Source organism: Sphingopyxis sp. H050, from assembly GCF_001468265.1.
In the GTDB taxonomy this organism is placed as follows: domain Bacteria; phylum Pseudomonadota; class Alphaproteobacteria; order Sphingomonadales; family Sphingomonadaceae; genus Sphingopyxis.
The window spans coordinates 1-24,380 of sequence record NZ_LNRZ01000018.1; the positions used below are offsets into that span (position 1 = coordinate 1).

21 protein-coding genes are annotated in these 24,380 nt (G+C 65.4%); 14 read left to right on the forward strand and 7 right to left on the reverse strand.

Annotation, left to right across the window (positions count from 1 at the left end; all coding sequences use genetic code 11):
• Window positions 1-33 precede the first annotated feature (33 nt).
• From ATE67_RS20670 to ATE67_RS21960, 4 genes are all read left to right on the forward strand, one after another.
• The gene (locus ATE67_RS20670) at window positions 34-336 is read left to right on the forward strand and encodes a type II toxin-antitoxin system RelE/ParE family toxin (protein ID WP_231728258.1); all 303 of its coding nucleotides are present in this window, start codon (window positions 34-36) and stop codon (window positions 334-336) included.
• The gene (locus ATE67_RS20675) at window positions 329-613 is read left to right on the forward strand and encodes an XRE family transcriptional regulator (protein ID WP_058818298.1); all 285 of its coding nucleotides are present in this window, start codon (window positions 329-331) and stop codon (window positions 611-613) included. The genes ATE67_RS20670 and ATE67_RS20675 overlap by 8 nt, the downstream gene beginning before the upstream one ends.
• A gap of 138 nt (window positions 614-751) precedes the next feature.
• Window positions 752-901: a hypothetical protein gene (locus ATE67_RS21955; RefSeq protein ID WP_231728254.1), complete on the forward strand. Its 150-nt coding sequence runs from the start codon at window positions 752-754 to the stop codon at window positions 899-901.
• 6 nt (window positions 902-907) lie between these two features.
• Entirely contained in the window at window positions 908-1,120 is a 213-nt protein-coding gene (locus ATE67_RS21960) for a copper-binding protein (RefSeq protein WP_231728255.1), read from the forward strand.
• A 90-nt stretch (window positions 1,121-1,210) separates the two neighbouring features.
• Here ATE67_RS21960 and ATE67_RS20685 read toward each other — a convergent pair whose 3' ends face one another.
• The 5 genes from ATE67_RS20685 to ATE67_RS20705 all read right to left on the reverse strand — a co-directional run bounded on the left by ATE67_RS20685 (window position 1,211) and on the right by ATE67_RS20705 (window position 7,608).
• Window positions 1,211-1,990, reverse strand: coding sequence for a sulfite exporter TauE/SafE family protein (locus ATE67_RS20685; protein WP_231728256.1), 780 nt, complete (start codon window positions 1,988-1,990; stop codon window positions 1,211-1,213).
• Window positions 1,987-3,567, reverse strand: coding sequence for a bifunctional protein tyrosine phosphatase family protein/NAD(P)/FAD-dependent oxidoreductase (locus ATE67_RS20690; RefSeq protein ID WP_058818300.1), 1,581 nt, complete (start codon window positions 3,565-3,567; stop codon window positions 1,987-1,989). The genes ATE67_RS20685 and ATE67_RS20690 overlap by 4 nt, the downstream gene beginning before the upstream one ends.
• Before the next feature lie 31 nt (window positions 3,568-3,598).
• Window positions 3,599-4,537, reverse strand: a complete 939-nt coding sequence (locus tag ATE67_RS20695) for an MBL fold metallo-hydrolase (protein WP_058818301.1) — start codon at window positions 4,535-4,537, stop codon at window positions 3,599-3,601.
• Entirely contained in the window at window positions 4,534-4,995 is a 462-nt protein-coding gene (locus ATE67_RS20700) for a creatininase family protein (protein ID WP_058818302.1), read from the reverse strand. Before ATE67_RS20700 ends, ATE67_RS20695 begins: the two co-directional genes overlap by 4 nt.
• Window positions 4,996-5,811: 816 nt before the next feature.
• A complete protein-coding gene (locus tag ATE67_RS20705) occupies window positions 5,812-7,608 on the reverse strand; it encodes an amidohydrolase family protein (RefSeq protein WP_197412007.1) in 1,797 nt (598 codons plus the stop codon).
• A 203-nt stretch (window positions 7,609-7,811) separates the two neighbouring features.
• Between ATE67_RS20705 and ATE67_RS20710 the strand changes: the two genes are divergently transcribed.
• From ATE67_RS20710 to ATE67_RS20730, 5 genes are all read left to right on the forward strand, one after another.
• The gene (locus tag ATE67_RS20710) at window positions 7,812-9,098 is read left to right on the forward strand and encodes a dicarboxylate/amino acid:cation symporter (protein WP_058818304.1); all 1,287 of its coding nucleotides are present in this window, start codon (window positions 7,812-7,814) and stop codon (window positions 9,096-9,098) included.
• 2 nt (window positions 9,099-9,100) lie between these two features.
• On the forward strand, window positions 9,101-9,562 hold the full coding sequence (locus ATE67_RS20715) for a RidA family protein (protein ID WP_058818305.1): 462 nt from the start codon (window positions 9,101-9,103) through the stop codon (window positions 9,560-9,562).
• Between the two features lie 178 nt (window positions 9,563-9,740).
• A complete protein-coding gene (locus ATE67_RS20720; RefSeq protein ID WP_053555668.1) occupies window positions 9,741-12,836 on the forward strand; it encodes a TonB-dependent receptor plug domain-containing protein in 3,096 nt (1,031 codons plus the stop codon).
• 137 nt (window positions 12,837-12,973) lie between these two features.
• Window positions 12,974-14,389: an amidohydrolase gene (locus ATE67_RS20725; protein WP_058818306.1), complete on the forward strand. Its 1,416-nt coding sequence runs from the start codon at window positions 12,974-12,976 to the stop codon at window positions 14,387-14,389.
• Window position 14,390: 1 nt separating this feature from the next.
• Window positions 14,391-15,638: an amidohydrolase family protein gene (locus ATE67_RS20730; protein ID WP_082660529.1), complete on the forward strand. Its 1,248-nt coding sequence runs from the start codon at window positions 14,391-14,393 to the stop codon at window positions 15,636-15,638.
• 22 nt (window positions 15,639-15,660) lie between these two features.
• Here ATE67_RS20730 and ATE67_RS20735 read toward each other — a convergent pair whose 3' ends face one another.
• Together ATE67_RS20735 and ATE67_RS20740 are read right to left on the reverse strand one after the other, a co-directional pair.
• A complete protein-coding gene (locus ATE67_RS20735) occupies window positions 15,661-16,140 on the reverse strand; it encodes an Lrp/AsnC family transcriptional regulator (protein ID WP_037512420.1) in 480 nt (159 codons plus the stop codon).
• 12 nt (window positions 16,141-16,152) lie between these two features.
• On the reverse strand, window positions 16,153-17,478 hold the full coding sequence (locus tag ATE67_RS20740; RefSeq protein WP_082660530.1) for a dicarboxylate/amino acid:cation symporter: 1,326 nt from the start codon (window positions 17,476-17,478) through the stop codon (window positions 16,153-16,155).
• A gap of 314 nt (window positions 17,479-17,792) precedes the next feature.
• Here ATE67_RS20740 and ATE67_RS20745 point away from each other — a divergent pair, with 314 nt between their 5' ends.
• From ATE67_RS20745 to ATE67_RS20765, 5 genes are all read left to right on the forward strand, one after another.
• Complete coding sequence (locus tag ATE67_RS20745) at window positions 17,793-18,482, forward strand: RNA polymerase sigma factor (RefSeq protein ID WP_053555670.1); 690 nt, start codon at window positions 17,793-17,795, stop codon at window positions 18,480-18,482.
• 14 nt (window positions 18,483-18,496) lie between these two features.
• Window positions 18,497-19,702, forward strand: coding sequence for a cystathionine beta-lyase (metC, locus tag ATE67_RS20750; protein WP_082660531.1), 1,206 nt, complete (start codon window positions 18,497-18,499; stop codon window positions 19,700-19,702).
• A 75-nt stretch (window positions 19,703-19,777) separates the two neighbouring features.
• A complete protein-coding gene (locus tag ATE67_RS20755) occupies window positions 19,778-22,237 on the forward strand; it encodes a TonB-dependent receptor plug domain-containing protein (protein ID WP_058818309.1) in 2,460 nt (819 codons plus the stop codon).
• A gap of 27 nt (window positions 22,238-22,264) precedes the next feature.
• Window positions 22,265-23,755, forward strand: coding sequence for an FG-GAP repeat domain-containing protein (locus ATE67_RS20760; protein WP_058818310.1), 1,491 nt, complete (start codon window positions 22,265-22,267; stop codon window positions 23,753-23,755).
• Between the two features lie 115 nt (window positions 23,756-23,870).
• On the forward strand, window positions 23,871-24,380 hold a 510-nt coding region (locus ATE67_RS20765; protein WP_231728257.1), incomplete at its 3' end, for an efflux RND transporter periplasmic adaptor subunit.

The window sequence follows — 24,380 nt, forward strand, 5'->3', positions numbered from 1 at the left end:
GCAGCGCAAGGCCATCTTCAACAAACCAGCATCATATTATCCGAAAAGGGGGTCCCTCTTCGACGCCGATCGGGGGTCCCTTTTGAACGCCGTTTGACAGACCTACAGCGGGTCCAGTTCCGCTGGCCGGTCGGCATGCCGTTGGTTCGCCCCATGGGTAAAGGGCTGTTCGAAGTGCGGACGCCCTTGCCCGACAGCACGATCGCTCGCGTGTTGTTCTGCTTCCATCAAGGTGAACTTTACTCGCTGCACGGGTTCATCAAAAAGTCGCAGAAGGCGCCCGCGGCTGATTTGAAGTTGGCGCGAAAGCGCCAGAAAGAGGTTGAAAATGGCTGATAGCAAGCATCGTGGTCCGACGCTGGACAGCTTCCTTGAGGAGGAAGGAGTCCTTGCGGAATTCCAGGCCAAGGCCATCAAGGAAGTTATCGCGTGGCAACTCGCCGAGGCGATGCGCGAGCGCAAGCTCAGCAAGAAGCGACTGGCGCTGCTGATGCACACCAGCAGGACACAGGTCGACCGCATACTTGACCCTACCGATGGCAATGTGACGATCGAAACCTTGCAGCGCGCAGCAGCTGTCGTGGGACGCAGGGTTGAACTCGCGCTAATTTGAGGTCGCTAAGGCACCCAACCTTCGGAAGTTCCACACATGTCCGTGAATTCGTTGTCTGGCGCACAAACCTTGAGGTGACGCCTATTTGCTCATGCGGGCGAGACGTCCCGATCCGAATTCAATCAAAGGAGAAGTGCCATGAAGGAGTCCCTTAACGCCGTGCTGGCCTTGACCCTCGCCGCGACAATCGCGGGGTGCGGCAAACAAGAGGATGCCGTTGCAACGAACGGTGCATCGACAAAGGATACGGCCATACCTGCTGCGGAAACACGGCATGGCAAGGCCTAGGGAACAGTGACGGCGATCGATGCGACCGCCGGCAGCGTGACGCTCGATCACGGCCCCATCGCCGCGCTCGAATGGCCGGCGATGACGATGGGCTTCTCCGCGAACCCTAAAATTCTGAAGGATATTGCCGTCGGCGACCGTGTCGCGTTCGAACTCGACTGGGACGGCAAGGCAGGCGTCGTGACGCAGATCGCAAAAACGGGGACGACGAAACCCTGAACCCGGGAAGATCGCGGTGCCGGGCGACAGGCTTCTTACGCCGCCCGGTCTCAACCGGCGGCCTCGCCCCGGCACGATAATCTCCGACGGTCAGAGCGCGGAAGCGCTATGCCAGAGCATGTAAGCTGCGACCGTGAAAATCAGGCACGCGAACACCGTGGTAAGCATGCCCTTGCCCGAGAGGATCCGGGCATAGCGTGTTCCGGCCACCCCGCCGAGCATGCCACCCGCGATGAAGACGCCCGCCAGCGTCCAGTCGACCAGCCCAGACACCGCATAGTTGAGCGCAGTGGTCAGCCCGAAGGCGGTCACTGCGACGAGACTCGTGCCGACCGCATTGAGGATCGGCATATTCGTCGAAGCGATCAGCCCCGGCACGATCAGGAAGCCGCCGCCGATGCCGAAGAAACCGGAAAAGCCACCGGTGCCGAGCCCGAACCCAAGCACCTTGGGAGCATTGTGGCGATTGCAGGCGGCACCTTCGATGCCCGGATTGTTTCGCCCGCGCAGCATAAACCCGCCGACGACAAGCATCAGCAGCGCGAAGAGGAAGAGCAATTTCTGCCCGTCGATCGCCTTTCCAAGCGTCGAGCCTGCCAGCGCACCGACGATGCCGCTTCCCGCATAGAGAAAGCCGCAGCGCCATTTGACGGTCCCGGCGCGTGCATGCTGTGCAAGACCCGAGGCGGCATTGGCGGCGACCGCGAGCGCGCTCGTCCCGATCGCGACATGCGGGCTCCCGACCCCGACGAGATAGACCATCAGCGGCACCGCGAGAATCGACCCGCCGCCGCCGACGAGCCCGAGCGTGAAGCCGACGATCCCGCCCGACAGCGCGCCAAGCAGATATTGGGCAGTGTCGAGGCTCACCCGCCCTCGCCGATCCGCGCGGGCGCAGCGAGCCATTCGCGGCCGCGAAGCATGCCGTGCCAATAGAGTGGCGGCAGGATCTTCGCCTTGAGCAACCACGAAAGACGCGACGGCCGCGTGCCCTCGATCAGCCATTTGGGGAAGGTCGGTAGCAGCTTGCCGCCATAGCCGAATTCGGCGAGGATGACCTTGCCCGCCTCGACCGTAAGCGGGCAGCTGCCATAGCCGTCATAGGCCGCCACCGGCGCTGCACCGTCGAGCGCGGCGAGCACGTTCAGCGCAACGACGGGCGCCTGCTTGCGCGCCGCCGCCGCAGTCTTGGCGTTGGTCGTCGCGGCGACATCGCCGAGCGTGAAGACATTGGCATGGTCGGGGTGGCGCAGCGTCGTCTCGTCGACCGCAACGAAGCCCGAGGGCGCCGCGAGCGGGCTCGCCGCGATAAAATCGGGCGCGACCTGCGGCGGCACCACATGGATCATGTCGAAGCGTTCCTCGACGCGGCGGACCGTATCGCCGCGGCGCTGCTCGAACAGCGCGACCTTGGCCGCGCCATCGATCGACACGAGGCGCGATTCAAGCTGCAGGTCGATGCCGTAGCGCGCGATATAGGCTTCGAGCGCCGGAACATAGGCAGCGACCCCGAACAGCGCAGGCGTGGCATTGTGGAACTGGACGTCGGCTTGGCCGAGCACCCCCGCGCGCTCCCACCGATGGCACGAGAGATACATCGCCTTCTGCGGCGCGCCGGCGCATTTGATCGGCATCGGCGGCTGGGTGAAGAGCGCGCGGCCGCCGCGGAACCGGCGCACGAGCCGGTCGGTATAGGGCGCCAGGTCGTAGCGATAGTTGGAGGTGACGCCGCCGCTGCCGAGCGCCGCTGCCAGGCCGGGGATCGCCTCCCAGTCGAGCTTGAGCCCCGGGCAGACGATGAGCGCGCGGTAGCCGATCACGCGCCCGTCGGCGAGCGTGACCCGGTCGTTCGCGGGATCGAAGGACGCGGCGGCGGCGCGGATCCATTCGGCGCCCGCCGGAATCAGCCCAGCCTCGCCGCGCCGCGTGACCTCGGGGGCGAAAACACCGCCGCCGACCATCGTCCAGCCCGGCTGGTAATAATGATCCTCGCTCGGCTCGACGATCGCGAGCGACACGTCCGGGCGGCGCCGCAGGATGCTCGCGGCGGTAGCTATCCCCGCGCTGCCGCCGCCGATCACGAGAATGTCGTAGCGCGCAATCCCGCCGCCTTCGCCGCGCGCCGCAGTCATCGCCGCGAGCTGCTCCGAGCGCGCGCCCGAGCGGCAATAGGCAAGCACCGGACCCGGCAGTTCGGCGAGCGCGCGTGCCATCGCGGCGGCATCGCTCTCGTCAATCGTGCCCGATACGACCGGGATGTGAAGGAAACGGACGCCCTGCGCCTCGGCCGCCGCCGCGACCGCAGCCGCCGTCGGCTGGCCCGCCTCTTCGCCGTCGGGACGGGTGCAGACGATCGAGCGGAAACCCGAGGCCGCGAGCGCGGCCACGTCCGCCGGGTCGATCTGCGGCGACACGCTGAGCGCCGGGGTCAGGGTCCTGATGGTCATAATCTCTCCGTTCGTGAAAGGGCGCCGGCGCTCAAAGCCGGTCGACCGGTATCTTGAGGTAGGCGACGCCATTGTCCTCGGCGGGCGGCAGGCGGCCCGCGCGCATATTGACCTGCACCGACGGCAGCAGCAGCACCGGCATCGCGAGTTCGGCGTCGCGCGCGCGGCGGCGCTCGACGAACTCATCCTCGGAAATTCCGTCGCGGGCGTGGACGTTGGCGGCGCGCTGCTCGGCGACGCTGGTTTCCCAGCGATGCTCGCGCCGCTCGGCGGTCAGATAGTCGTGGCATAGGAAGAGCGGCGTTGCGCCGGGGAGTTCGAGAATGCGGCGCAGCGATCTGAAAAGGGTCTGCGCATCGCCGCCCGGAAAATCGGCGCGCGCCGATCCGTAGTCGGGCATGAACATCGTGTCGCCCACGAAGACGACATCGCCGATCGCATAGGCGACGCACGCCGGCGTATGGCCAGGGACGTGGAGCACGGTGATCGGCAGTTCGCCGATCGCGAAGCGGTCGCCGTCCGACCAGAGGCGGTCGAAATCGGATCCGTCGCGCCGGAAATCGGGTCCGGCGTTGAAGATGTTGCCGAACACTGCCTGCACGTCGCGGATATGCTCGCCGATCGCGATCGCACCGCCAAGCCGGTTCTTGAGCCAAGGCGCCGCCGAAAGATGATCGGCATGCGCGTGCGTCTCGAGCAGCCAGTCGACCGTAATGCCCGCGGCGCGCGCATGCTCGGCGATCGCTTCGGCCGACGCGGTCGAGGTCCGCCCCGCAGCCGCCTCATAATCGAGCACACTGTCGATCACCGCGCCGCGCATCGTGGCGGGATCGTGGACGACATAGCTGATCGTCGAGGTTGCAGGGTCGAAGAAGGCGCGTACCGATGCCGCGCCTTTTGGCACCGCCCCGAGCTGTGCGGTGGCCGCGGCCAGCGCGGGGTCGTCGCCTAGGACATCCGCCGCGCTCATGACGGCAGCGGCCAGAGATGCGGTCGCGCCGCGTCGCGGCGCCGGAAATGAGCGGCGAAGTCTGCAATCGCGCCGATACTCCATTCGGAGAAGCGCGCGTCGGCATCGGCCGAAGCGAGCGCGGGATCGCCCTGCCCGACCCCGTTCGAGGCGACTTCGGTGACGTCGAGCGGCAATGCCACCTCGAACTCGCCGAACATCGCGCCCGAGATCTGGCTCGTCCGCGGAAGACCGAAGGCGCTCGACCGTGCCGCGGGCCGCGCGGCGTCCATTCGCATCAGCTCGGGCGTGAGGTGCGGCCCGACCGAAGTGACGGGGTAGGCGCCATGGCCGCGCTTGCTGCGGATCGCCTGTGCGACCTGCGCCATCAGCGGCGCGTTAGTCGAATGTCCATTGCAGACAATGATTTGGCTGAGGCCATAATCGAGGAAGGCGGTGATCATATCCTCGAGCAGCATGCTGAAGGGAGCTTGACCCCGCCCGCCGCGCCGCGGAAGAAATTGGCGTGGCCGAAGATCAGCACCGGCGCGTAGATCGCCGCGAGCGCGAGCCGCGAGCGGAATTCGGGCCCGCTTAGGTCCGGCGGCGCAGGCGGACGCTTGCCCGGCCGAGGTTCCGACTCTGTACGCGGACCCGCATCAGCGCTGGCGGCGGCGTCAGCGCCTCCCGAGACCCGCGCCCAGATCGATGGCGTTGAACAGCAGTTTGATGACGACGTGCGTCTGCACGGCGCCGACGGCAGAGATGCCAAGACGAGCCGCTGCCGTCTTAGTCCCGAAACAAATCCTCGCAAGGGACGGTTGGAAGCACAGTTTCGCGTCATGGCAAGCAGCGGCTCCTCAGCTGGGGACGGGCGCTAGATTCGGCCTGGAAGGCATCCCTCGTAGGTAGAGACGCAGCGCAGCCGGCCAACCCCACCACGTATTTTCAGGACAGAGGTGCGTGCATGGGCGACGATATCGCGGAAGGTTGCGAATCAAGCGCCGCGCGTCGCAGCATGGCGCAGCAACTGGCCGAGAATCGAAAGCCGCGAGCGCGTCGCAATGATGTGCGGCTGAGCGTCTAGCCGGAACAGCCCGCCGGCATCGCAGGCGGCGTCGAGATCGCGCGGCGCAGACGCCTTGTCGAGCAATTGCTCAAAACGCTCTGGAGGAAAGCGCCCGCACCGGCGTTGCGGCGCACCGCGATGCTGGTGCGGAGTTCACCGCGGCCTCCGTTCGGAAACGTAGGTCCGGTGCGGGGGAGAGAGTTTCGAAAAAGAGGCGAAAGAGGCGTCAGTAGAAGCGGAGATTGTCGATTTCGCCCCAGGCGCTCGCTCCGCCCTCGCGCTCGACGACGACGCCGACCTGCACCAGATCGTCGCCGCGCCAAGACGGCACATCGCCGCGACCGGGCCGCGTCGGAACGAGCGCGGTGAACGGCACGCGCAATTCGGACCAGCCCTCCTTCGCCTCGACCACCGCGGTCCACTCGCCCGCTAGGGTGTTGACGACGATCAGGTAGCGGCCCGCCCCGCGCATATCGAGACGGACGCCGGCGAACTTGCGCGCATCGACTGGCCGCACCGAACCGCGACTGAGCGGAACGATAACCCCGCCCTCGGGCTTGTCCTTGAGCGACATCTGCACCGCGAAGGCGAACGCCGATCCGCCGCCGGTGTGCGTCACGCGGTTCGTGACCACCGACGAGCGCTCGACGCCGCCGTCCATATCGGCGAGGCGGAGCGTGTCGAGCGCGCTACGGCCATCGGTCCGCTCGAAATCGTCGATCAGCTCGGCAGCAGGCGTAGCGGGCAGCGCGGTCGCGAGATTGCCCGCGGGCGGCTTGGTGCCGCCGCCATGGACGAGCTTGCCGTCGACGAACACGCGGTCGATCTTGTGAACGTCGCCGATCGTCTCCCAGGGCTTGCCGTCGATGAGGACGAGATCGGCGCGCTTGCCTTTCTCGATCGTGCCGCGGTCGCCCGAAAGCCCGAGCGCGAGCGCGCTGTTCGACGTGCTGGCGAGCAGCGCCGCCTTCGGCGTCAATCCAGCCGCGACGAGCAATTCCATTTCCTGCAGCGTCGAAAAACCATGTTTCGCACCGCCGATACCGGCGTCGGTGCCGACCGCGATCGGAACGCCCGCGGCGAACAAGTTGCGGACATTTTCTTCGGCGAAGCCATATTTGCGGATGCGCTGGCGCGTCGCGGCGTCGTCCTTGCGCCCCGGTCCGATCTCGTCGGGCTTGAGCTGATAGATGGCGAGCGTCGGGGCGTAAAATGTCCCCGCCTTCTTGATCCGGGCGATCGCGTCGGCGTCGAGCACCGCGTCCTGGATGCTGTGCGCGATCACATCGACCCCGGCTTGCGCCGCGAGCTTGCCGCGCTCGACTGTCACCGTGTGGGTGAGGACGCGTTGGCCATGCTTGTGCGCCTCGTCGGCAATTGCAGCGAGCGTCTCGACGTTCATCGAGGTTTCCTCGGGCAGCTGGCCATAGCGCCAGCCGTCGGCGAACGCCTTGATATGGTCGGGCCGATAAGCCTGAAGCGCCTGCACCTCGCGCCGCGCGCTCTCGGCGGTCGCCACCCATTTGGTGGTGTTGGTGTCGGCCCAATCGGCGCCGTGGCCCCCCGGCGTGCTCATGCGTGCGACGAAATTGACGTGCGGCGCGTAGATGTCGGCGAGCCAGGCGCGGCGCGGCGCGAAGGCTTCGGGCTGCTGGTGGAAGTCGTTCACGGTCGTCACGCCGCTCGAGAGGTAAGCGTTGGCGATTTGCGGCAGCGCGGCGGGCGAGCCCGACGGCGACCAGTGCGTATGGACGTCGATGAAGCCCGGGAGCAGCGCCTTGCCGTCGGCACGCACTATCTTCGCGCCCTTGGGAGCCTTGACGTCAGCTCCGACCGCATCGATCCGGCCACCCCGCACGACGACGGTGCCGCGATAGGGATCCTTGCCCGTGGCATCGAAGATCGTCGCGCCGGTGATCGCGACCAGCTCGCCGCCCGGTTCGGCGAGTACCGACTGGCTCGCCCAGCCAAGCCCGGCGGCGAGCGCCGTTCCCGCTACGATCATCTTCCGAAAACTGGCCACGCGCGTCTCCTCGATTGTCTGATTGTCGCCCTGCCCTGCTTTGACGCAGCGGCGGTAGATATCCCCACCAGCCTGTTCGGTCCGCGCCCGCCATGTCGCAACAATATGCGCTTGTCGACCGCATTGCTGCTGCGGAACCGCGCCGCACTTGCGTCTCTGCTTCCTGTACGCCCCGGCCGGGGCGAAGCCGGAACGGGACAGTCATGAACAGAGCTTTCGCCTTCATCCTCATCTTCGCCATGGTCGCCGGGATTGCGGCGGGCTGGTTCGTGAATTCGCATTACCCGGCCGCAAGAGCCGCCGAAATCGCCGACAATCTCTCGATCCTTACCGACCTCTTTCTGCGGCTCATCAAGATGATCATCGCGCCGCTCGTCTTCGCGACCCTCGTTGCTGGGATCGCGCATATGGAAGACGCCGCCGCGATCGGTCGCGTCGGCGCGAAGACGATGGGCTGGTTCATCGGGGCCTCGATCGTGTCGCTCTCGATCGGGCTCGTCATGGTCCACCTGCTCCAGCCGGGCGCGAGCCTTGCGCTCGACCTGCCGACAACCGGCGCTGAAGGCGTCGTCGCGACCGGCGACTTCTCGCTCAAGCAATTCGTCACCCACCTCATCCCGCAATCGATCGTCCAGGCGATGGCCGAGAACGAGATCCTCCAGATCGTCGTCTTCTCGGTCCTCGTCGGCTCGGCGGTGGCCGCCATCGACGACAAGGCTCCCGCCGTGCTCGCCCTCGTCGAGCAGGTCGCCGCGATCATGCTCAAGGTAACCGGCTTCGTGATGAAGACCGCCCCGGTCGCAATCTTCGCCGCGCTCGCCTCGACCGTCGCGACGCAGGGCCCCGGCGTCCTCGTGACCTATGCGGGCTTCGTCTCGGGCTTCTATCTCTCGCTCGGCGCGCTCTGGCTTGTGCTTTTCCTCGCCGCGCTCGCGATCATCGGCACGCGCGCCTTCGGACTGTTCCGCGGCATCCGCACTCCGGTGCTCCTCGCCTTTTCGACCGCCAGCTCGGAAGCCGCCTATCCGAAGACGATGGAAGAGCTCGAGAAGCAGGGCGTCAACCGCCGCATCGTCTCCTTCGTCCTGCCGCTGGGCTACAGCTTCAATCTCGACGGCTCGATGATGTATTGCACCTTCGCCGTGCTCTTCATCGCGCAGGCCTATGGCATCGACATGACCATCGGCCAGCAGATCACCATGCTGCTCCTGCTCATGGTGACGTCGAAAGGCATGGCGGGCGTCCCGCGTGCCTCGCTCGTCGTGATCTCGGCGACACTCGCCTACTTCAAACTGCCCGAGGCCGGGCTGCTCCTGATCCTCGCGGTCGACCATCTGCTCGACATGGGCCGCTCGGCGACCAACGTCGTCGGCAATTCGGTCGCTGCCGCCGTCATCGACCGCTGGGAAGGCCGCAGAATGGCGCGCGAAGCGGCTGCCGGCGAGCCCGTACCCACCGAACAACTACCCTCTCTCGCAACCAAGGAGTGAATATGTCTCGTATCGAAAGCCGTCTCGCCAGCCTCGGGATCGAACTGCCTGAGGTCTGTCCGCCGGTCGCCAACTATGTGTCGTCGACGCGCTCGGGCAACATCGTGCAGATCTCGGGCCAACTCTCGACCCATGCCAGCGGCGGGATCAAGGGCACCATCGGCGCCGACTGCAGCCTCGCCGACGGCATCATCGCCGCGCGGCTCTGCGCGATCAATCTCATCGCGCAATTCAAGGCGGCCACCGACGGCGATCTCGACCGCGTTGCCCGCGTTCTCCGGCTCGGCGGTTACGTCCAGGCAGGTCCCGAATTCTACGAGATCCCGGCCGTAATGAATGGCTGCTCGGACCTCATCGTCGACGTATTCGGCGACGTCGGCAAACATGCGCGCTCCGCGATCGGCGTCTACCGCCTGCCATTCAACTTCGCGGTGGAAGTTGATGCGGTGATCGAACTGGCCTGAACGGCGACAGGCGGCGGAAACTGGAAAATTTCGCTGTAGTGCAAAAGGTTGTAATTTTCTGCGCCAATGTTGATGGGGATACGTCGATAACTTGCGTCATAGCGAGACGAGATGGGGAGAAATCCATCCGCCGCACGGAGGACGACGCGCCGATCGGGTCGAAACAAGGGGACATGGCATGACGAACCGCACATATTCGAACTACCGCAAGCATATTCTCGCCGCAGCATCGCTGATCGGAATGATCGCCGCACAAAACGCGGCCGCCCAGGAACAGGCGGCGGAGACCCAGGCCGCGACCGAGCCGCAATCGGCTCCCCGCGGCGAAGAAATCGTCGTGACCGGCAGTCGCATCGCTGGCACCAAGATCACCGAAGCCTTGCCCGTGACCGTGGTCGGCGAGGACGAGATTGCGGCGACCGCTGCGGTGTCGGGCGACGAACTGTTGCGGTCGATCCCGCAAATGAGCGACCAGTCGTTCAACAGCAGCAATGGTCAGACGAGCAGCAATTTCGCGCGCGGCGACGTCGGGTCCATCGATCTGCGCGGACTGGGAGTCGGCAACACGCTGGTCCTGCTCAACGGGCGCCGGCTTGTGCAGCACCCAAGCAGCCAGGCGAGCACGTCGCTGGCGCCGGTCATCACCTATAATAGCAACTCAATCCCGGTCTTCGGTATCCAGCGCGTCGAAGTGCTCCGCGACGGCGCGGCAGCCCTCTATGGCACCGACGCCGTGGCGGGCGTGGTCAACACCATCCTTCGCGACAATGTGAACGGCGGCGGTTTGTCGGTCCAATATGGCGGAGCAGAGGGAACGGGGCTGCGCGAATTCAACGGCTCAGGTTATCTCGGCACCGACTTCGCCGAGAATCGCGGCAATATTTCGCTGCTGTTCAACTACACCAACCGCACGGCGCTGTCCTCACAGGACCAGGATTATACCGCGACATCCGATCACCGCTTCTTCGACGATTTCGCAGGGACAGTGTTCGCAGGCTCGAACAGCTTGGACGACACCAGCACTTTGTCCCAGTGGGGCAATTTCACCACCGGCGTTCGCGTACGCCGCGGAACGACCAATATCACGACCACGGGCGGGGTGTTTTCAATCCAGCCGACAGCAAATGGCGGCTGCTCGGCCGATCTGGGGGGCGGGATCTGTATCGATGATGCGACGCGTGCCACGACCGGCGCTGATCGCAACACAAGGTGGGACGCCCAAGCCAATTATCCGCTTTCGATTATTCCCCGGCTGGATCGTGTCAACGTGTTCGCGAACGGCCACTATGACCTCAGTGACAATCTGACCGTCTTCGGCGAGGCCGGCTATTATTATGCCAAGACGCGGAGCATCCAGGACAGCGTCTTCTCGATCGGTTCGATCCAGATGACGGTGCCGGCGTCCAACTACTGGAACCCCTTTGGCCCCGTAACCTTCGCCAATGGCACGTTAAACCCGAACCGCCTCGCGGGGATCGACGCGCCCGCCGCCGGCCTGCCGGTGACGATCACAAGCTATCGTTTTGTGGACATGGGACCAACCGTCGTCGATGTCACCAACCGCCAGTTCCGGGCATTGCTGGGGCTTCGCGGCGAGGCGCTCGGTTTCAACTGGGAGACGGCGGCGCTCTATTCGCAAGCAACGGTCCGCGATGTTCAGGATGGGATCAGCGCCACGCTTCTCCAGCAAAGCCTCGCGCTCTCGACGCCCGATGCCTATAATCCGTTCAATGGCGGCAGCGCGACCAATCCGACCGGTCCCGACACGACACCTAGCAATCAGGCCGCTCTCGACGCTATCGCGATCAAGACGGTTCGCGCGGGCAAATCTACGCTGGCGCAGTGGGATTTTCGGGCATCGAAGGCCGATCTTCTGACGTTGCCCGCCGGCAACGTCGGCATGGCGCTTGGCTTTGAGCTGCGTCGCGATTCCTATCTCGACGACCGCGACGAGCGCGTCGATGGAACAATCACCTGGACAGACACGGTCACCGGTATTGTCCAGCCATCCGACTTGTTCGGCGTCAGCCCGACCCCCGACACCAAGGGCTCGCGCACGGTCTTCGCTGCCTACTCCGAACTGGCCGTGCCACTGATCGCGCCCGAAATGAATGTTCCGCTCATTCGCAGCCTCGAGCTACAGCTGGCGGGCCGCTACGAGCATTATTCGGATTTCGGCAGCATCGCGAAACCCAAGGTGGCCGCCGCTTGGGACCTCTTCGATGGCTGGCGAATCCGCGGCTCGTGGGCGCAAGGCTTCCGCGCGCCGAACCTCGAGCAGACCAAGGCAACGATCATCACACGCGGCAATACGCGGACCGATTATATCCGCTGCGAGGCCGATTTGCGCGCGGGCCGCATCACCAGCTTCGACGCTTGCGCCCAAGGTTTTGTTACCACCGGACGGCGCGCGGGCAACCCCGACCTGAAGCCGGAAACCTCGACCACCTGGACGATCGGTACTGTGCTCCAGCCGCCGGCCTTCAATACCGGCCGACTCCGTACCACCTTCACGGTGGACTATTGGCAGGTCAAGCAGAAGGGCATCGTCGGCGTATTCGGCGAAGGCAACGCGCTCATCAGCGATTATCTCCTCCGCCTTCAGGGGTCGAGCGATCCCACCGTGGTCCGCCTGGCGCCGACGGCCGACGATATCGCATTGTTCGCCGGGACTGGCATCGCACCGGTCGGTCGGGTGCAATATGTCGACGACCAGTATCGCAACCTGGAACCACAGACGGTGCGCGGGATCGATTTCGGGCTCAACGTCGGGCTTCGCGACACGGGAATCGGCGATTTCACCATGTCCGCCAACGCGGCCTATCTGCTCAAATATTTCCGCGACGTGTCCCCTGACATCCGGGTCCTGCTCGATGCGCGCGCGGCGGGCGACATCAACATCGACACGGTCATTCCGGAAGGCGGTAATCAGGTTCGCCGCGACGCTTTCCCAAAATGGCGCGGCTCGGCCTCGCTTACTTGGAAGCTTGGGCAATTCACGGCTGGCGGCTTTGTAAGCTACACCGGCAGCGTCATCGACAACGACATTTCGATCGGCGGAGAAAACCTGATCGTAAAGGCGTACACCACCGCGAGCCTGTATGTGCAGTATGACCTTAAAGGCGGGTTCACCGATGGAACCCAACTGCGTGTCGGAGTTCGCAACATTACCAATGCGCAACCGCCGATTGATTCGAGCGGCTTCGGCTACATGGGTTCGCTTCATTCGCCGATCCCGCGCTACTGGTACGTCAACGTCCGCAAGACTTTCTGACGCACCTCCCGTCCGGCCGTCGCGCACCCCCGGCGCGGCGGCCGGATTGCTGCCCATTCCATCCCTTCGCACAAGGTGATCCCGGCGTGACACGACATTTCTCCGACACCATCTCCCCGGCCCGCACCCCCCGCGCGGTGCGCGCCGCGCTTCTCGGCACCACGCTCACGCTCCTCGCGGGCTGCGCCGCCGATGCCTCCTCGGCGCGCCCCGCCAACACGCCACCGCCGCCCGCGGAACCGGCGGCAGCGCCGGCGCCCGCACCGTTCGCGAGCACCTACCAACCGCGTCCCGCCGCCGACACGGCGATCGTCGGCGCCTCGATCCTGACCGGCACCGGCACCCGGATCGACAATGGCACGGTGCTGATGGCCGCAGGCAAGATCATCGCGGTCGGCGCCGATGTCGCTGTTCCCTTAGGCGCGCGCGTCATCGACGGGCGCGGCAAGTGGGTCACCCCCGGCATCATCGACGCCCATTCGCACCTCGGGGTCTTTCCGGCGCCCGGCGTCCAGGGCCATGCCGACGGCAACGAGAATATCGACCCCTATACCGCGCATGTCTGGGCCGAGCATTCGATCTGGCCGCAGGATCCCGTATTCACCAAGGCCCGCGCCGGCGGGGTCACCAGCCTGCTCATCCTGCCGGGTTCGGCCAACCTCTTCGGCGGCCGCGGCGTGAGCGTGAAGAATGTGCCCGCGGTGACCGTCCAGCAGATGAAATTCCCGGGCGCGCCCTACACGCTGAAAATGGCTTGCGGCGAGAATCCGAAAGGTCGCTACGGCAGCCGCGGCCGCGCCCCCGCCACGCGCATGGGCGAAGTCGCGGGTTTCCGCCGCGCCTGGATCGACGCCGCCGAATATGGCCGCAAGGTCGATGCCTATGAAAAGAAGCACGCGCGCGGCGAAGGCGGCGAGGCGCCCAAGCGCGACCTCGGGCTCGAAACGCTTGCGGGCGTGCTGAAGGGCGACATCCTCGTTCAGAACCATTGCTACCGCGCCGACGAAATGGCGGTGATGCTCGATGTTGGCCACGAGTTCGGCTACAAGACGCGCGCCTTTCACCATGCGGTCGAGGCTTACAAGATCGCCGACCTGCTCGTCGCCGACGATGTCTGCGTCGCGACCTGGGCGACGCGCTGGGGCTTCAAGATGGAAGCCTATGACGCGATCGAGGAAAATGCCGCGATCCTGAGCAAGGCGGGCGTCTGCGTTGCGATCCACTCGGACGAGCAGCGACTGATCCAGCGCCTCAACGTCGAAAGTGCGGTCGCGATCGCCGCCGGGCGCCGCGCGGGGATCGACATTCCGCAGGAGGAGGCGATCAAGTGGATCACCCTCAACCCCGCGAAGATCATGGGCATTGCCGACAAGACCGGCTCGCTCGAGCCGGGCAAGATGGCCGACGTCGTGCTGTGGAGCAAGAATCCGTTCAGCGTCTACGCCATCGCCGAGAAGGTCTTCATCGACGGCGCGCTCGTCCTCGACACGAGCGATCCCGCCACGCGCTACCGAAGCGATTTTGAAATCGGCCAACCGGTCGGGGAGGAATGAGATGCAACGACGGCTCCCAGTTTTCACAGGCATCGCCCTGGCCCTCGCTGCGACCGCCTCACCGGTCGCAGCGCAGACCTTCGCGATCACCAACGCGCATCTTCTGACGCCCGGCCCCGTCGGCGAGGTCCAGAATGGCACGATCCTCGTGCGCGATGGGCGCATCGCTGCCGCCGGCGCAAATGTCGCCGTCCCGTCAGGCGTGCGCACGATCGACGCCAAGGGCGCGACGGTCACTCCGGGGCTCATCGCGGTGAACACCGCGCTCGGCCTCCTCGAGGTCAGCTCGGTCGACGGTTCGGTCGACAACAAGACGCATAATTCGGGGATCAGCGCCTCGTTCGACGTCCAGTACGGGCTTAACCCGGCGTCGACGCTCATACCTATCGCGCGGCTCGGCGGCGTCACCCATGCGGTCGTGATGCCCGACTATGACGACAGCGACAAGGAACGCGAACTGCCCTTCGCGGGCAAGGCGGCGCTGATCTCGCTCGGCGAGGGCGCGGCTATCCTCCATCGACCCGGGGTCGGCATGATGCTCGAGCTTGGCGAGGATGGCGCCGCGCGCATCGGCGGCTCGCGCGCTGCCGAATTCGTGCAGCTTCGCCAGATTTTCGATCTCGCGCGTCAGGCGCCGCGCGACGAATATCCGTTCGAGCTCTCGCAGGCCGATGTCGCGGCGCTGAAGCCCGTGCTCGCTGGCACGATGCCGCTGATCGTCGTCGTCCACCGCGCCGCCGACATCCAGCAGGTGCTGAAGCTGGCGCGCGACTACAAGCTCAAGATCATCCTGTCCGGCGCCGAGGAAGCCTGGCGCGTCGCCGACGAAATCGCGGCGGCGAAGGTCCCCGTGCTCATCAATCCGACCTCGAACATCCCCGCGAACTTCGACATGCTCGGTGCCTCGCTCCAGAACGCGTCGATCCTGAAGGCAGCGGGGGTCGAGATTGCGATCGGCGGCAACGACGCCGGCCACCGCGTCCGCGAGATGCGCTATAATGCCGGCCTCGCCGTATCGCGCGGGCTGCACTATGCCGCAGGCATCGAGGCGCTCACGCTCGCACCCGCCCGCATCTTCGGCGTCGCCGACCAGATGGGTTCGATCGCACCCGGCAAGGCAGCCGACATCGTGATCTGGGACGGCGATCCGCTCGAGCCGCTCACCCAGCCGACCGCGATCTTCATCGCGGGCAAGGAACAGCCGCTGACGTCGCGCGCGACCGAACTCGGCAAGCGCTACGCGCGCTAACGCGCCGCGCCCGTACTGAAGGTCAGGACGGGCGCGCCGTGAGCGGCAGCGCGGTGGTGAACTTGATTTCTTCCATCGAGAAGGCCGAGCTTACATCGGTGAGCCGGATCGAACGGATGATGCGCCGATAGACCGCGTCATAGGCGGCCATGTTCTCGACCCTGAGCTTGAGCAGATAGTCGACGTCGCCGGTCATGCGGTAGAATTCGACGACCTCCGGAATATCGCGGATTGCCGAATTGAGCATCTCGAGCCAGGCTTCGCTATGCTCGGAAGCGCGCAGGCTCACGAAGACCGTAAGGTCGAGACCGAGCGCACTGGCGTCGAGGATCGTGACGCGCCGCGAGATCACCCCGCTTTCCTCGAGCCGCTTGATCCGCCGCCAGCAAGCATTCTGCGACATATTGGCCTTGGCGGCGACGGCCGCGACCGAGAGCGTCGCATCCTCCTGAAGAAATCCCAGAATCCGGACGTCGGCATCGTCGAGTGAAACGCGGGTCATGGTTTTCCTCCTTCAAACGTCTTGCGCGCTAACGAAAGAAGGCGCGGGTCGCGGCGAGGCGTCATCCTCGCCGCCTCCATATCCATCGGCGCCATCACTGACGGCATCCGACGCCGGCCCCATCCGTGCGATCGCCGTCGTCGCAGCGACATCCATGGTCACATTGCCAACCGTCCGCACGAGATCGGGGATCATCTCGACCGCAATCAGCAGGGCGAGCGGCTCGATCGGAATACCCATCGCGACGCAGATTGGCGCGATCGAGGTCAGAAAGCTCACTTGTCCAGGCAGACTCACCGACCCGATCGTCGTGATCGCTGCCACCGCGGCGCCCGCCGCGATCGTGGACGGCGCGAGCGATATGCCAAGCCAGTGCGCGACATAGATGGCGACCGCGAGGTTCATCGCCGGGCTCGTAACGCGGAAGATCGCGACCGCGACCGGCAGCGATACGCGCGACACCGAGCGGTCGACCCCGAGATCGGTCGATGCCTTCAGCATCGGCGGCAAGGAGGCGAGCGACGACTGGGTGCTGAGCGCGACCGCCTGCGCGGGTGCGACCGCCTTCGCGAAGGCGAGAAGCCGCACGCGGCCACCGAATACCGCGACCGGATAGGCGAGCGCCCAGGCGGCAAGCCCGGCGCTCGACACGATCACGACATAATGGGCGAGCGCGCCGATCGCCGAGGTGCCGGCGCGCGCGCCAACCCCGAAGGCCAGCGCGAGCACGCCGATCGGCGCGAGCGCGAGCACCCAGCCGACGATGAGCAGCACCGCGCTAGCGATCGTGTCGAAGAAGGCGGTCACCGGCTCGCGCTGCACCGCGGGCAGCCGCGCCAGCGCGACCGCAAAGACCGCGGTGAAGAGGATGAGCGGAAGAAGCGCGTCGTTCGCGGCCGCGGCAAACGGATTGGTCGGTACGATCGAGCGGAGGAAGGCGGCAATCCCGACCGTTGGCGCCTCGACATGGGCCGATGTCGTAAGGCTCCCCGTGAGCGAGCGCGCGGCGTCGGCCGGCATCGGGAAGATACCGAGCAGCGCGGGAATGAGCAGCGCCGCCATCGCGGTCGAAATCCATAGCAGCGCAATGAACGTGACGACCGAGCGCATCGCGACGCGATCGCCGCGCGCGCTATCGACCGTCTTTGCGATCCCGGTGATCAGGAGCGAGACGACGAGCGGGATGATCGTCATTCTGAGTCCGTCAAGCCAGATACCGCCGATGCTGTCCGCAATCGTTACCGCATCGATGAGACCGGCGAGCCCGAGCCGCGTCCATCCCACGCCCAGCGCCAGTCCAGCGACCAGCGCCGACAAAATAAGCCAGGTTCTCGCCATGCGATCACTCCTCCTGCCTCCGATACGGGAGGCCCCTTGGCTTTGACGCGCTACGAACCGAACACCCCATCGCCCAAAGCGCGATTCCGCGAGGAAGTTTTGCGGCCCCTCGCCAAATGTTGCAGTTCCGAGGCGAATCCGGGACAGATGATTCGACCGGACCGACGTTGTTCATGTAGGATTTCGATCATTTGATCGACCAAATACCGAACTATCAGTTCAAACATCCCAACATTCGCCAAATTCCTGCCAAAGTCGGTGATGAATTCACCCTAGCACTCATGTCATAAAATGTCGCCACAAGGGGACGCACGATGACATTCAGTGCCTATGGGGCCGAGTATGAGACTGAAAACGTCACGGCCGGCGATGGCTGGCAGACGTTCGAACTTATCGCTCCACCTCCGGAAAAGCCGCCGGCCACTCCCGCTTTGCCGTCCGACAACGCCGCGCCCGATCTTGTCGAAGCTTTCTGGCCGCACCTCCCGCTACTCAGGAAATATCTCCGCCGCCGCGTCCCGGTCGCCGACCTCGACGACATTCTCCAGGACGTTCTCCTCAGCATCATTCGCCGCGCCGACGCCGCCGCGGTCGCCCATCCCAAATGTTATCTCTTCCAGGCCGCGCAGGCCGCGCTCATCGATCGCCATCGCCGCCAGACGACGCGCCGCAGCGACTGCCATTGCCAGCTCGACGAACCTGACCATCCGGTCGACGAGATGTCGCCGCTGCGCATCCTGCTTGCCAAGGATGAGGTCCGCGCTGTCGAGACCATGCTCAGCCAGCTTCCCGAGCGGACGCAGGAAATCCTCGTCGCGATCCGTGTCGAGGGGTCGAGCCTGAAGAGCCTCGCGAACCGCTACAACATCTCGACGAGCGCCATCGAAAAACATGTGACCAAGGCCGCCAAGGCGCTCTCGGTCGTCCGCCGCAGCGATCTCGTCGCGGCACATCGCAACGGCGTGTCGCCGCAGCGGCAGAAACTCCTCTCCAATTCCATCTGAGAAAGAAAATATAGATGACGCTTTGCAGTATGGTTCACGAGCAGACGCGGCTCATCCACGGCGATACCCCGTGCGACGCGCTCCAGCGGACCCCCGGTCCGCCGATCCAGCGCGGCTCGACCGTTCTTCTGCCCAGCTGTGAGGCGCTCTACGACGGCGGCAAGGTCACCTACGGCCGCGTCGGCCTCTCGACCCAGCGCACGCTGCGCGATGCCCTGCGCGATCTCGAGAATGCCGATGAAGCCTTCATCTATCCCTCGGGCCTCACCGCGATCACCGGCACGCTGCTCGCGCTGCTCTCCGCCGGCGACGAAGTTCTCGCCTGCGACACCGTCTATAATCCGACCCGGCGTTTCCTTGCCGGCACGCTCGCGCGCTACGGCGTCACCGCGCGCTACTTCGATCCCGCCGACGATGCCGAAGCCATCCGCGCGATGATAACGCCGAAGACCCGTGTGATCTTTCTCGAATCCCCCGGTTCGCTGAGCTTCGAAATGCAGGACATCCCGGCGATCGCCGCAATGGCGAAGGAAGCCGGGATCATGACCGTGATCGACAATACCTGGTCGGCCGGCGTCCTCTTCAAGCCGCTCGATCACGGCGTCGACGTGAGCATCCAGTCGCTCACCAAATATGTCTGCGGCCATTCGGACGTTTTCATGGGGCTCGCCGCGGCGAAGGGCGCCGCCGCCGACCTGCTCGCGAGCTCGAGCTACGAGACCGGCTGGGCGGTCTCGCCCGACGATGCCTATATGGCGATCAGGGGCCTCCGGACCCTCCACACACGGCTCGCGCAGCATGGCGCGGCCGCGCTCCAGGTCGCCGAATGGCTCGCGGCGCAGCCCGAGGTTCACTCGGTCATGTGCCCGGCGCTGCCGAGCGATCCCGGCCACGCGATCTGGAAGCGCGACTTCTCCGGCATTTGCGGGCTGATCGGCGCGATTCTCGAACCTGCGTCCGACGCCGCGGTCGCCGCGATGGTCGAACGGCTCGAGCTTTTCGGCCTCGGTTTCAGCTGGGGCGGCTACGAAAGCCTCGCCATCCCGTGCGATCCGCAGCTCAAGGCGCGGACGCACAAACTCAGCTATCCCGGGCCCTTGCTACGATTGCACATCGGGCTCGAAAGGGTGGATGACCTCATAGCGGATTTGCGACAAGGGCTCGACACCCTTTCGCAGGACACCGCGGCGTCGCAACGCAAGTTGAGGGCCGCAGGATAAGCGCCGAAACCGGCGGAAAACAAAAATATAGCAGGTCAATCGGGGAAACATTTTGCCGTGTTCAGGAGCAAGACCATGAAAACATATACCAGACTGCTGGTGGGGGCGTCCTGCGTTGCCGCCATGTCCATGCCTGCCTTCGCGCAGGACGTCGCCGCCGACGACGCCGGCGATACGACATCCCAATCCGAGATCATCGTCACCGGCACCCGCGGCCAGGGGCGCACCGTCATTTCGAGCCCGACTCCGATCGACGTGATCGGCGGCGAAGAGCTCGAGAAGCTCGGCGGCGGCATGCAGCTGCGCGATGCACTAACGCAGCTCGTTCCGTCCTTCCAGTCGACGACGGTCGGCAGCGCATCGTTCAACAGTCTGACGCGTCCCGCAGGCCTGCGCGGCCTCTCGGGCGTGCATGTGCTCGTGCTCGTCAACGGCAAGCGCCGTCACAACAGCTCGATCATCGACTTCAACGATAGCGCGACGTCGCGGGGCGGCAACCCGGTCGATCTCGACCTCATCCCGTCGAGCGCAATCGAGCGCATCGAGGTGCTGCGCGATGGCGCTTCGGCGCAATATGGCTCGGACGCGATCGCGGGCGTGATCAACGTCATCCTCAAGACCAATGATTCGGGCGGCCGCGCCAGCATCGAGGCCGGCCAGCGCTATGGACGCGACGGCAGCGGCAGCGATGGTGAGACCATCTCGGGCAGCGTCTCGCACGGTTTCCCACTCGGCGATGGCGGCTCGTTCACCCTCTCGGTCGAGGGAAAGAAAGCGAAGGCGGCCGTCCGCAACACCGACGTCACCGGCGCGCTCTACTTCCCGCTTCCCGGCGGCGCGCCCGATCCGCGCGAACTCACCGCCAATCGCCGCACCTATCTCGGCGGCCTTCCCGAAGTGAAGGACGTCAAGGTCGCGCAGACGCTCGTCCTGCCGCTCGGCAATGTCGAATTCTATTCCGACGGCACCTTCGGCTACCGCGACGCGCGCGTCGGCCAGGCCGGCCGCCGTCCGAACAGCAACCAGAATATCATCGAAATCTATCCCGACGGCTTCACGCCCTTCTACACGCTCAAGGAAACTGACTTCCAGCTGACCGGCGGCCTGCGCGGTGAAACGGCAGGCTGGAACATCGACCTCAGCAGCACTTATGGCCGCAACCATGCCGAGAATGGCGCCGACAACACGCTCAACGCATCGCTCGGGCCGTCGAGCCCCACCAGGTTCAAGACCTTCAGCTCGACCTTCGATCAGTGGACGAACAATCTCGACCTCTCCCGCCGCGTCGAACTGGGCGGCGAGGCCGCGCTCCAGGTCTCGCTCGGCGCCGAATATCGCTACGAATCCTATATGACCAAGCCGCTCGACGTCGACAGCTATCGGGCTGGCGGCTATTTCTACCCGACCGGACCGCTCGCCGGCCGGCCGGCGCAGGTCGGCGCGCAGGGCGCGATCGTCGTCACCCCCGAAGATGCGGCGGACGTGAACCGCAACATCTGGGCGGGCTATGTCGACCTCGCGCTCGACGTGAGCCCACGCTTCCTCGTCACCGCCGCGGGGCGCTTCGAGCATTTCGACGACAGCTCGGGCAGCGTCTTCAGCGGCAAGGTCAGCGCGCGCTATGAACTGACCGACTGGCTCGCGCTGCGCGGGGCGTTCAGCAACGGCTTCCGCGCGCCCTCGCTCGCCCAGCAGGATTTCGCGCAGACCTCGACGGCGATCAACCTCGTCGGCAGCGTCAACATCCCGGTCCTCACCAAAACCGTGAAGACGGGGTCGCCTGTCGCACAGGCACTCGGGGCGAAGCCGCTCAAGCCCGAAAAGTCGAAGAACTACAGCCTCGGCTTTACGCTGACCCCGGCGGCGGGCCTTTCGCTGTCGGTCGATGCCTATCAGATCGATCTCGACGACCGCATCACCCTCACCGGCCTGCTGTCGGGAACAGGGATCCGGAACATCCTGATCGCCAACGGCTTCTCGGGCGACCAGTTGGTGCGTTTCTTCACCAACGCAGTCGATACCCGCACCCGCGGCTTCGACATCGTCGGGGCCTACGCTTTCGACGTCGGCAGCGCCGGACGCCTGCGTACGAGCGTCGGCTTCAACTATAATGATACCGACATCAAGAAGATCGCCGCCAACCCGAGCGAACTCGCGGGCCTCGGCCTGACCCTGTTCGATCGGCGCACCCAGGGCTGGTTCACGTCGACTCCCAAAACCAAGCTGATCCTCGGCGCCAACTTCGAATCGGGTCCGTTCGCGATCAACCTCAAGGAAACCCGTTACGACAGCTTCCGCATCCTCGACAACGCCACCGCGAACGACCAGAGCTTCGGCGCCAAGTGGATCACCGATCTCGAGGTGTCCTACGGCGTGACCGACAAGTTGCGGGTTGCTGCCGGCGCCTATAATATCTTCGACGTCTATCCCGACCGCACGACCATCGCCAACACCCTCGGGCTCGCGCCCTATGGCACCGGACCGTTCGGCCTGCATGGCGGCTACTACTACGGCCGGATCTCGCTCGATTTCTGATCCCGACCATCCACTGGAGTCCGTATCATGCGCGATGAACTGATGCGGATCCTGTCCTGGGCCGTCCTGTCGACCGGTATTGCCGGCGGCGGGGCGGCCGGGACGACCGGCCCCGCCTTCACGCCCGTCCAGACCGCGGACTTCAGCCTTCCCGGCTCGCTTTCCAACAGCTGGGCCGATTTCGACCGCGATGGCGATCTCGACCTCGCGGTGTCGATCAAGACCGGCGAGATTCGCCTTTACCGCAATGATCGCGGCACCTTCACCAACATCGGCCCCGCTGTGGGCCTCCCCGTCTCCGGCGCCGAGATGCGCGGCCTCGCCTGGGGCGATTATGACGGCGACGGCTGGCCCGACCTCTACGCCGGCGCCACGAACACAGCGGAAACCAACCTCCTCTTCCGCAACGACGGCGGCCGCCGTTTCGTGCCGCAAGACCTCGCGCCCGTCGCGGCCGGACGATCGGCGCGCCAATCGAGCTGGGTCGATTTCGATAATGACGGCGACCTTGATCTTTTCGCGGCGAACCGCGCCGGACCCAATGCGCTGTTCCGCCAGGACGCGGGCCGCTTCGTGCGGATCCCCACCGAACAGGCTGGCGACGACGCGCGCCCGACCGTCGGCGCGTGCTGGTTTGATTATGACCGCGACGGCGATCTTGACCTTTTCCTCGCCAACCAGTCGGGGGCGACCGACGCGCTGTGGCGCAACGATGGCGATCGCTTCACTGATGTCGCCCCCGCGCTCGGTATGGACCGCCCGGGCCGCCCAGCCGAAGAAGGTAGCGTCGGCTGCGCGGTCGGCGACTATGACAATGACGGCGAACTCGACCTGTTCGTCGCAAGCTACGGCGTCAACATTCTCTACCGCAACAAGGGTGATGGCCGCTTCGAGAATGTCGCGCCGCAGCTCGGCCTCGCCGAGGATAATCATGCCGTCGGCGCGGCCTGGGGCGATTTCGACAACGATGGCTGGCTCGACCTCTTCGTTGCCGCCTACACCGGCAAATCGGGCGCGCAGCAGCCAGCGAACCGCCTCTACCGCAACCTCGGTGGCAAGGGCTTCGAGAACGTCCTACCGGCCGGCTCCGAGCTCGACGTCGCCGATCATGGCGTCCAGTGGATCGACTATGACCGCGACGGCGCGCTCGATCTTTCGGTGACGCGCGGATATACCGCGACCGGCGGCCATTTCCTCTTCCATAACGATCTGGGCAAGCAAACCGCCCGCCGCAGCCTTTCCGTGCGCGTACTCGACAAGACTGGGCGCTTCACCCGCATGGGCGCCGAGGTGCGGCTCTACGACGCCGAGGGCAAGATCGTCGCGACGCGCCAGGTCTCGACCGGCGAAGGCTATAATTCGCAAGGCACCCAGCCGGTCCACTTCGGCCTCGCCTCCATGACGCCGGTGACCGTCGAAGTCACCTTCATGAACAGGGCGAGCCGCCGGACGCAGCGGATCGAGCATGTTCGCCCGGAGCGCTATGCCGGGACCGAACTCGTGATCCGTGAGCGGTAGCCCCGGCGGGCGATGCGGCTCCAATCCGGTTACCCGAATGATATCCATGAAACTGTGACCGCGTATGAACGGCCCTGCGCTGGCAAACGGCTCGAAGGTCAGCACGGCCTGCTTGTTGGCGCAGCCTTACGCTGCGCGCATCGAGTCCAGCGAGAGCCTCCAGGTCTATCCAGTCTATGCGACGGTCGGCGGCGTGATCGCCGAGCGCAACGCCAACCCCGGCGACGTCACCGACGGGCGTGCACTCTATGTGGTCACCGATCCCGCGCAGACGACGGTCGTCTTCAACATCTTCCCCCGTGACCTCGCGATTATCCGTCCGGGCATGCGGGTGACGGTCGAGACGCAGGACGGCGCCGAGATCGCGACCGCGCCACTCGAGCAGTTCCTGCCCGACGGCAATGTCGAGGCGGGCACTGCGCTCATCCGCGCGACCATCCCCAACCGCTCGGGAACGCTGCGCCCCGGCATGGCCTTGCGCGGCCGCGTGATGGTCAACCCCGTCACCGTGCCGCTGGCCGTGCGTACCGAGGCGATCCAGCCCTTCCGCGACTTCAAGGTGGTCTATGCCAATTTCGGGCAGGACTATGAGGTCCGGATGCTGAAGCTCGGCCGTTCGTCGCCC

Coding starts and splice junctions, on each gene's coding strand:
- ATE67_RS20675 (WP_058818298.1), top strand. CDS start 329: ATGGCTGATAGCAAGCATCGTGGTCCGACGCTGGACAGCTTCCTTGAG.
- ATE67_RS21955 (WP_231728254.1), top strand. CDS start 752: ATGAAGGAGTCCCTTAACGCCGTGCTGGCCTTGACCCTCGCCGCGACA.
- ATE67_RS20690 (WP_058818300.1), bottom strand. CDS start 3,567: ATGACCATCAGGACCCTGACCCCGGCGCTCAGCGTGTCGCCGCAGATC.
- ATE67_RS20695 (WP_058818301.1), bottom strand. CDS start 4,537: ATGAGCGCGGCGGATGTCCTAGGCGACGACCCCGCGCTGGCCGCGGCC.
- ATE67_RS20700 (WP_058818302.1), bottom strand. CDS start 4,995: ATGCTGCTCGAGGATATGATCACCGCCTTCCTCGATTATGGCCTCAGC.
- ATE67_RS20710 (WP_058818304.1), top strand. CDS start 7,812: ATGAACAGAGCTTTCGCCTTCATCCTCATCTTCGCCATGGTCGCCGGG.
- ATE67_RS20715 (WP_058818305.1), top strand. CDS start 9,101: ATGTCTCGTATCGAAAGCCGTCTCGCCAGCCTCGGGATCGAACTGCCT.
- ATE67_RS20720 (WP_053555668.1), top strand. CDS start 9,741: ATGACGAACCGCACATATTCGAACTACCGCAAGCATATTCTCGCCGCA.
- ATE67_RS20730 (WP_082660529.1), top strand. CDS start 14,391: ATGCAACGACGGCTCCCAGTTTTCACAGGCATCGCCCTGGCCCTCGCT.
- ATE67_RS20735 (WP_037512420.1), bottom strand. CDS start 16,140: ATGACCCGCGTTTCACTCGACGATGCCGACGTCCGGATTCTGGGATTT.
- ATE67_RS20740 (WP_082660530.1), bottom strand. CDS start 17,478: ATGGCGAGAACCTGGCTTATTTTGTCGGCGCTGGTCGCTGGACTGGCG.
- ATE67_RS20745 (WP_053555670.1), top strand. CDS start 17,793: ATGACATTCAGTGCCTATGGGGCCGAGTATGAGACTGAAAACGTCACG.
- metC (WP_082660531.1), top strand. CDS start 18,497: ATGACGCTTTGCAGTATGGTTCACGAGCAGACGCGGCTCATCCACGGC.
- ATE67_RS20755 (WP_058818309.1), top strand. CDS start 19,778: ATGAAAACATATACCAGACTGCTGGTGGGGGCGTCCTGCGTTGCCGCC.
- ATE67_RS20760 (WP_058818310.1), top strand. CDS start 22,265: ATGCGCGATGAACTGATGCGGATCCTGTCCTGGGCCGTCCTGTCGACC.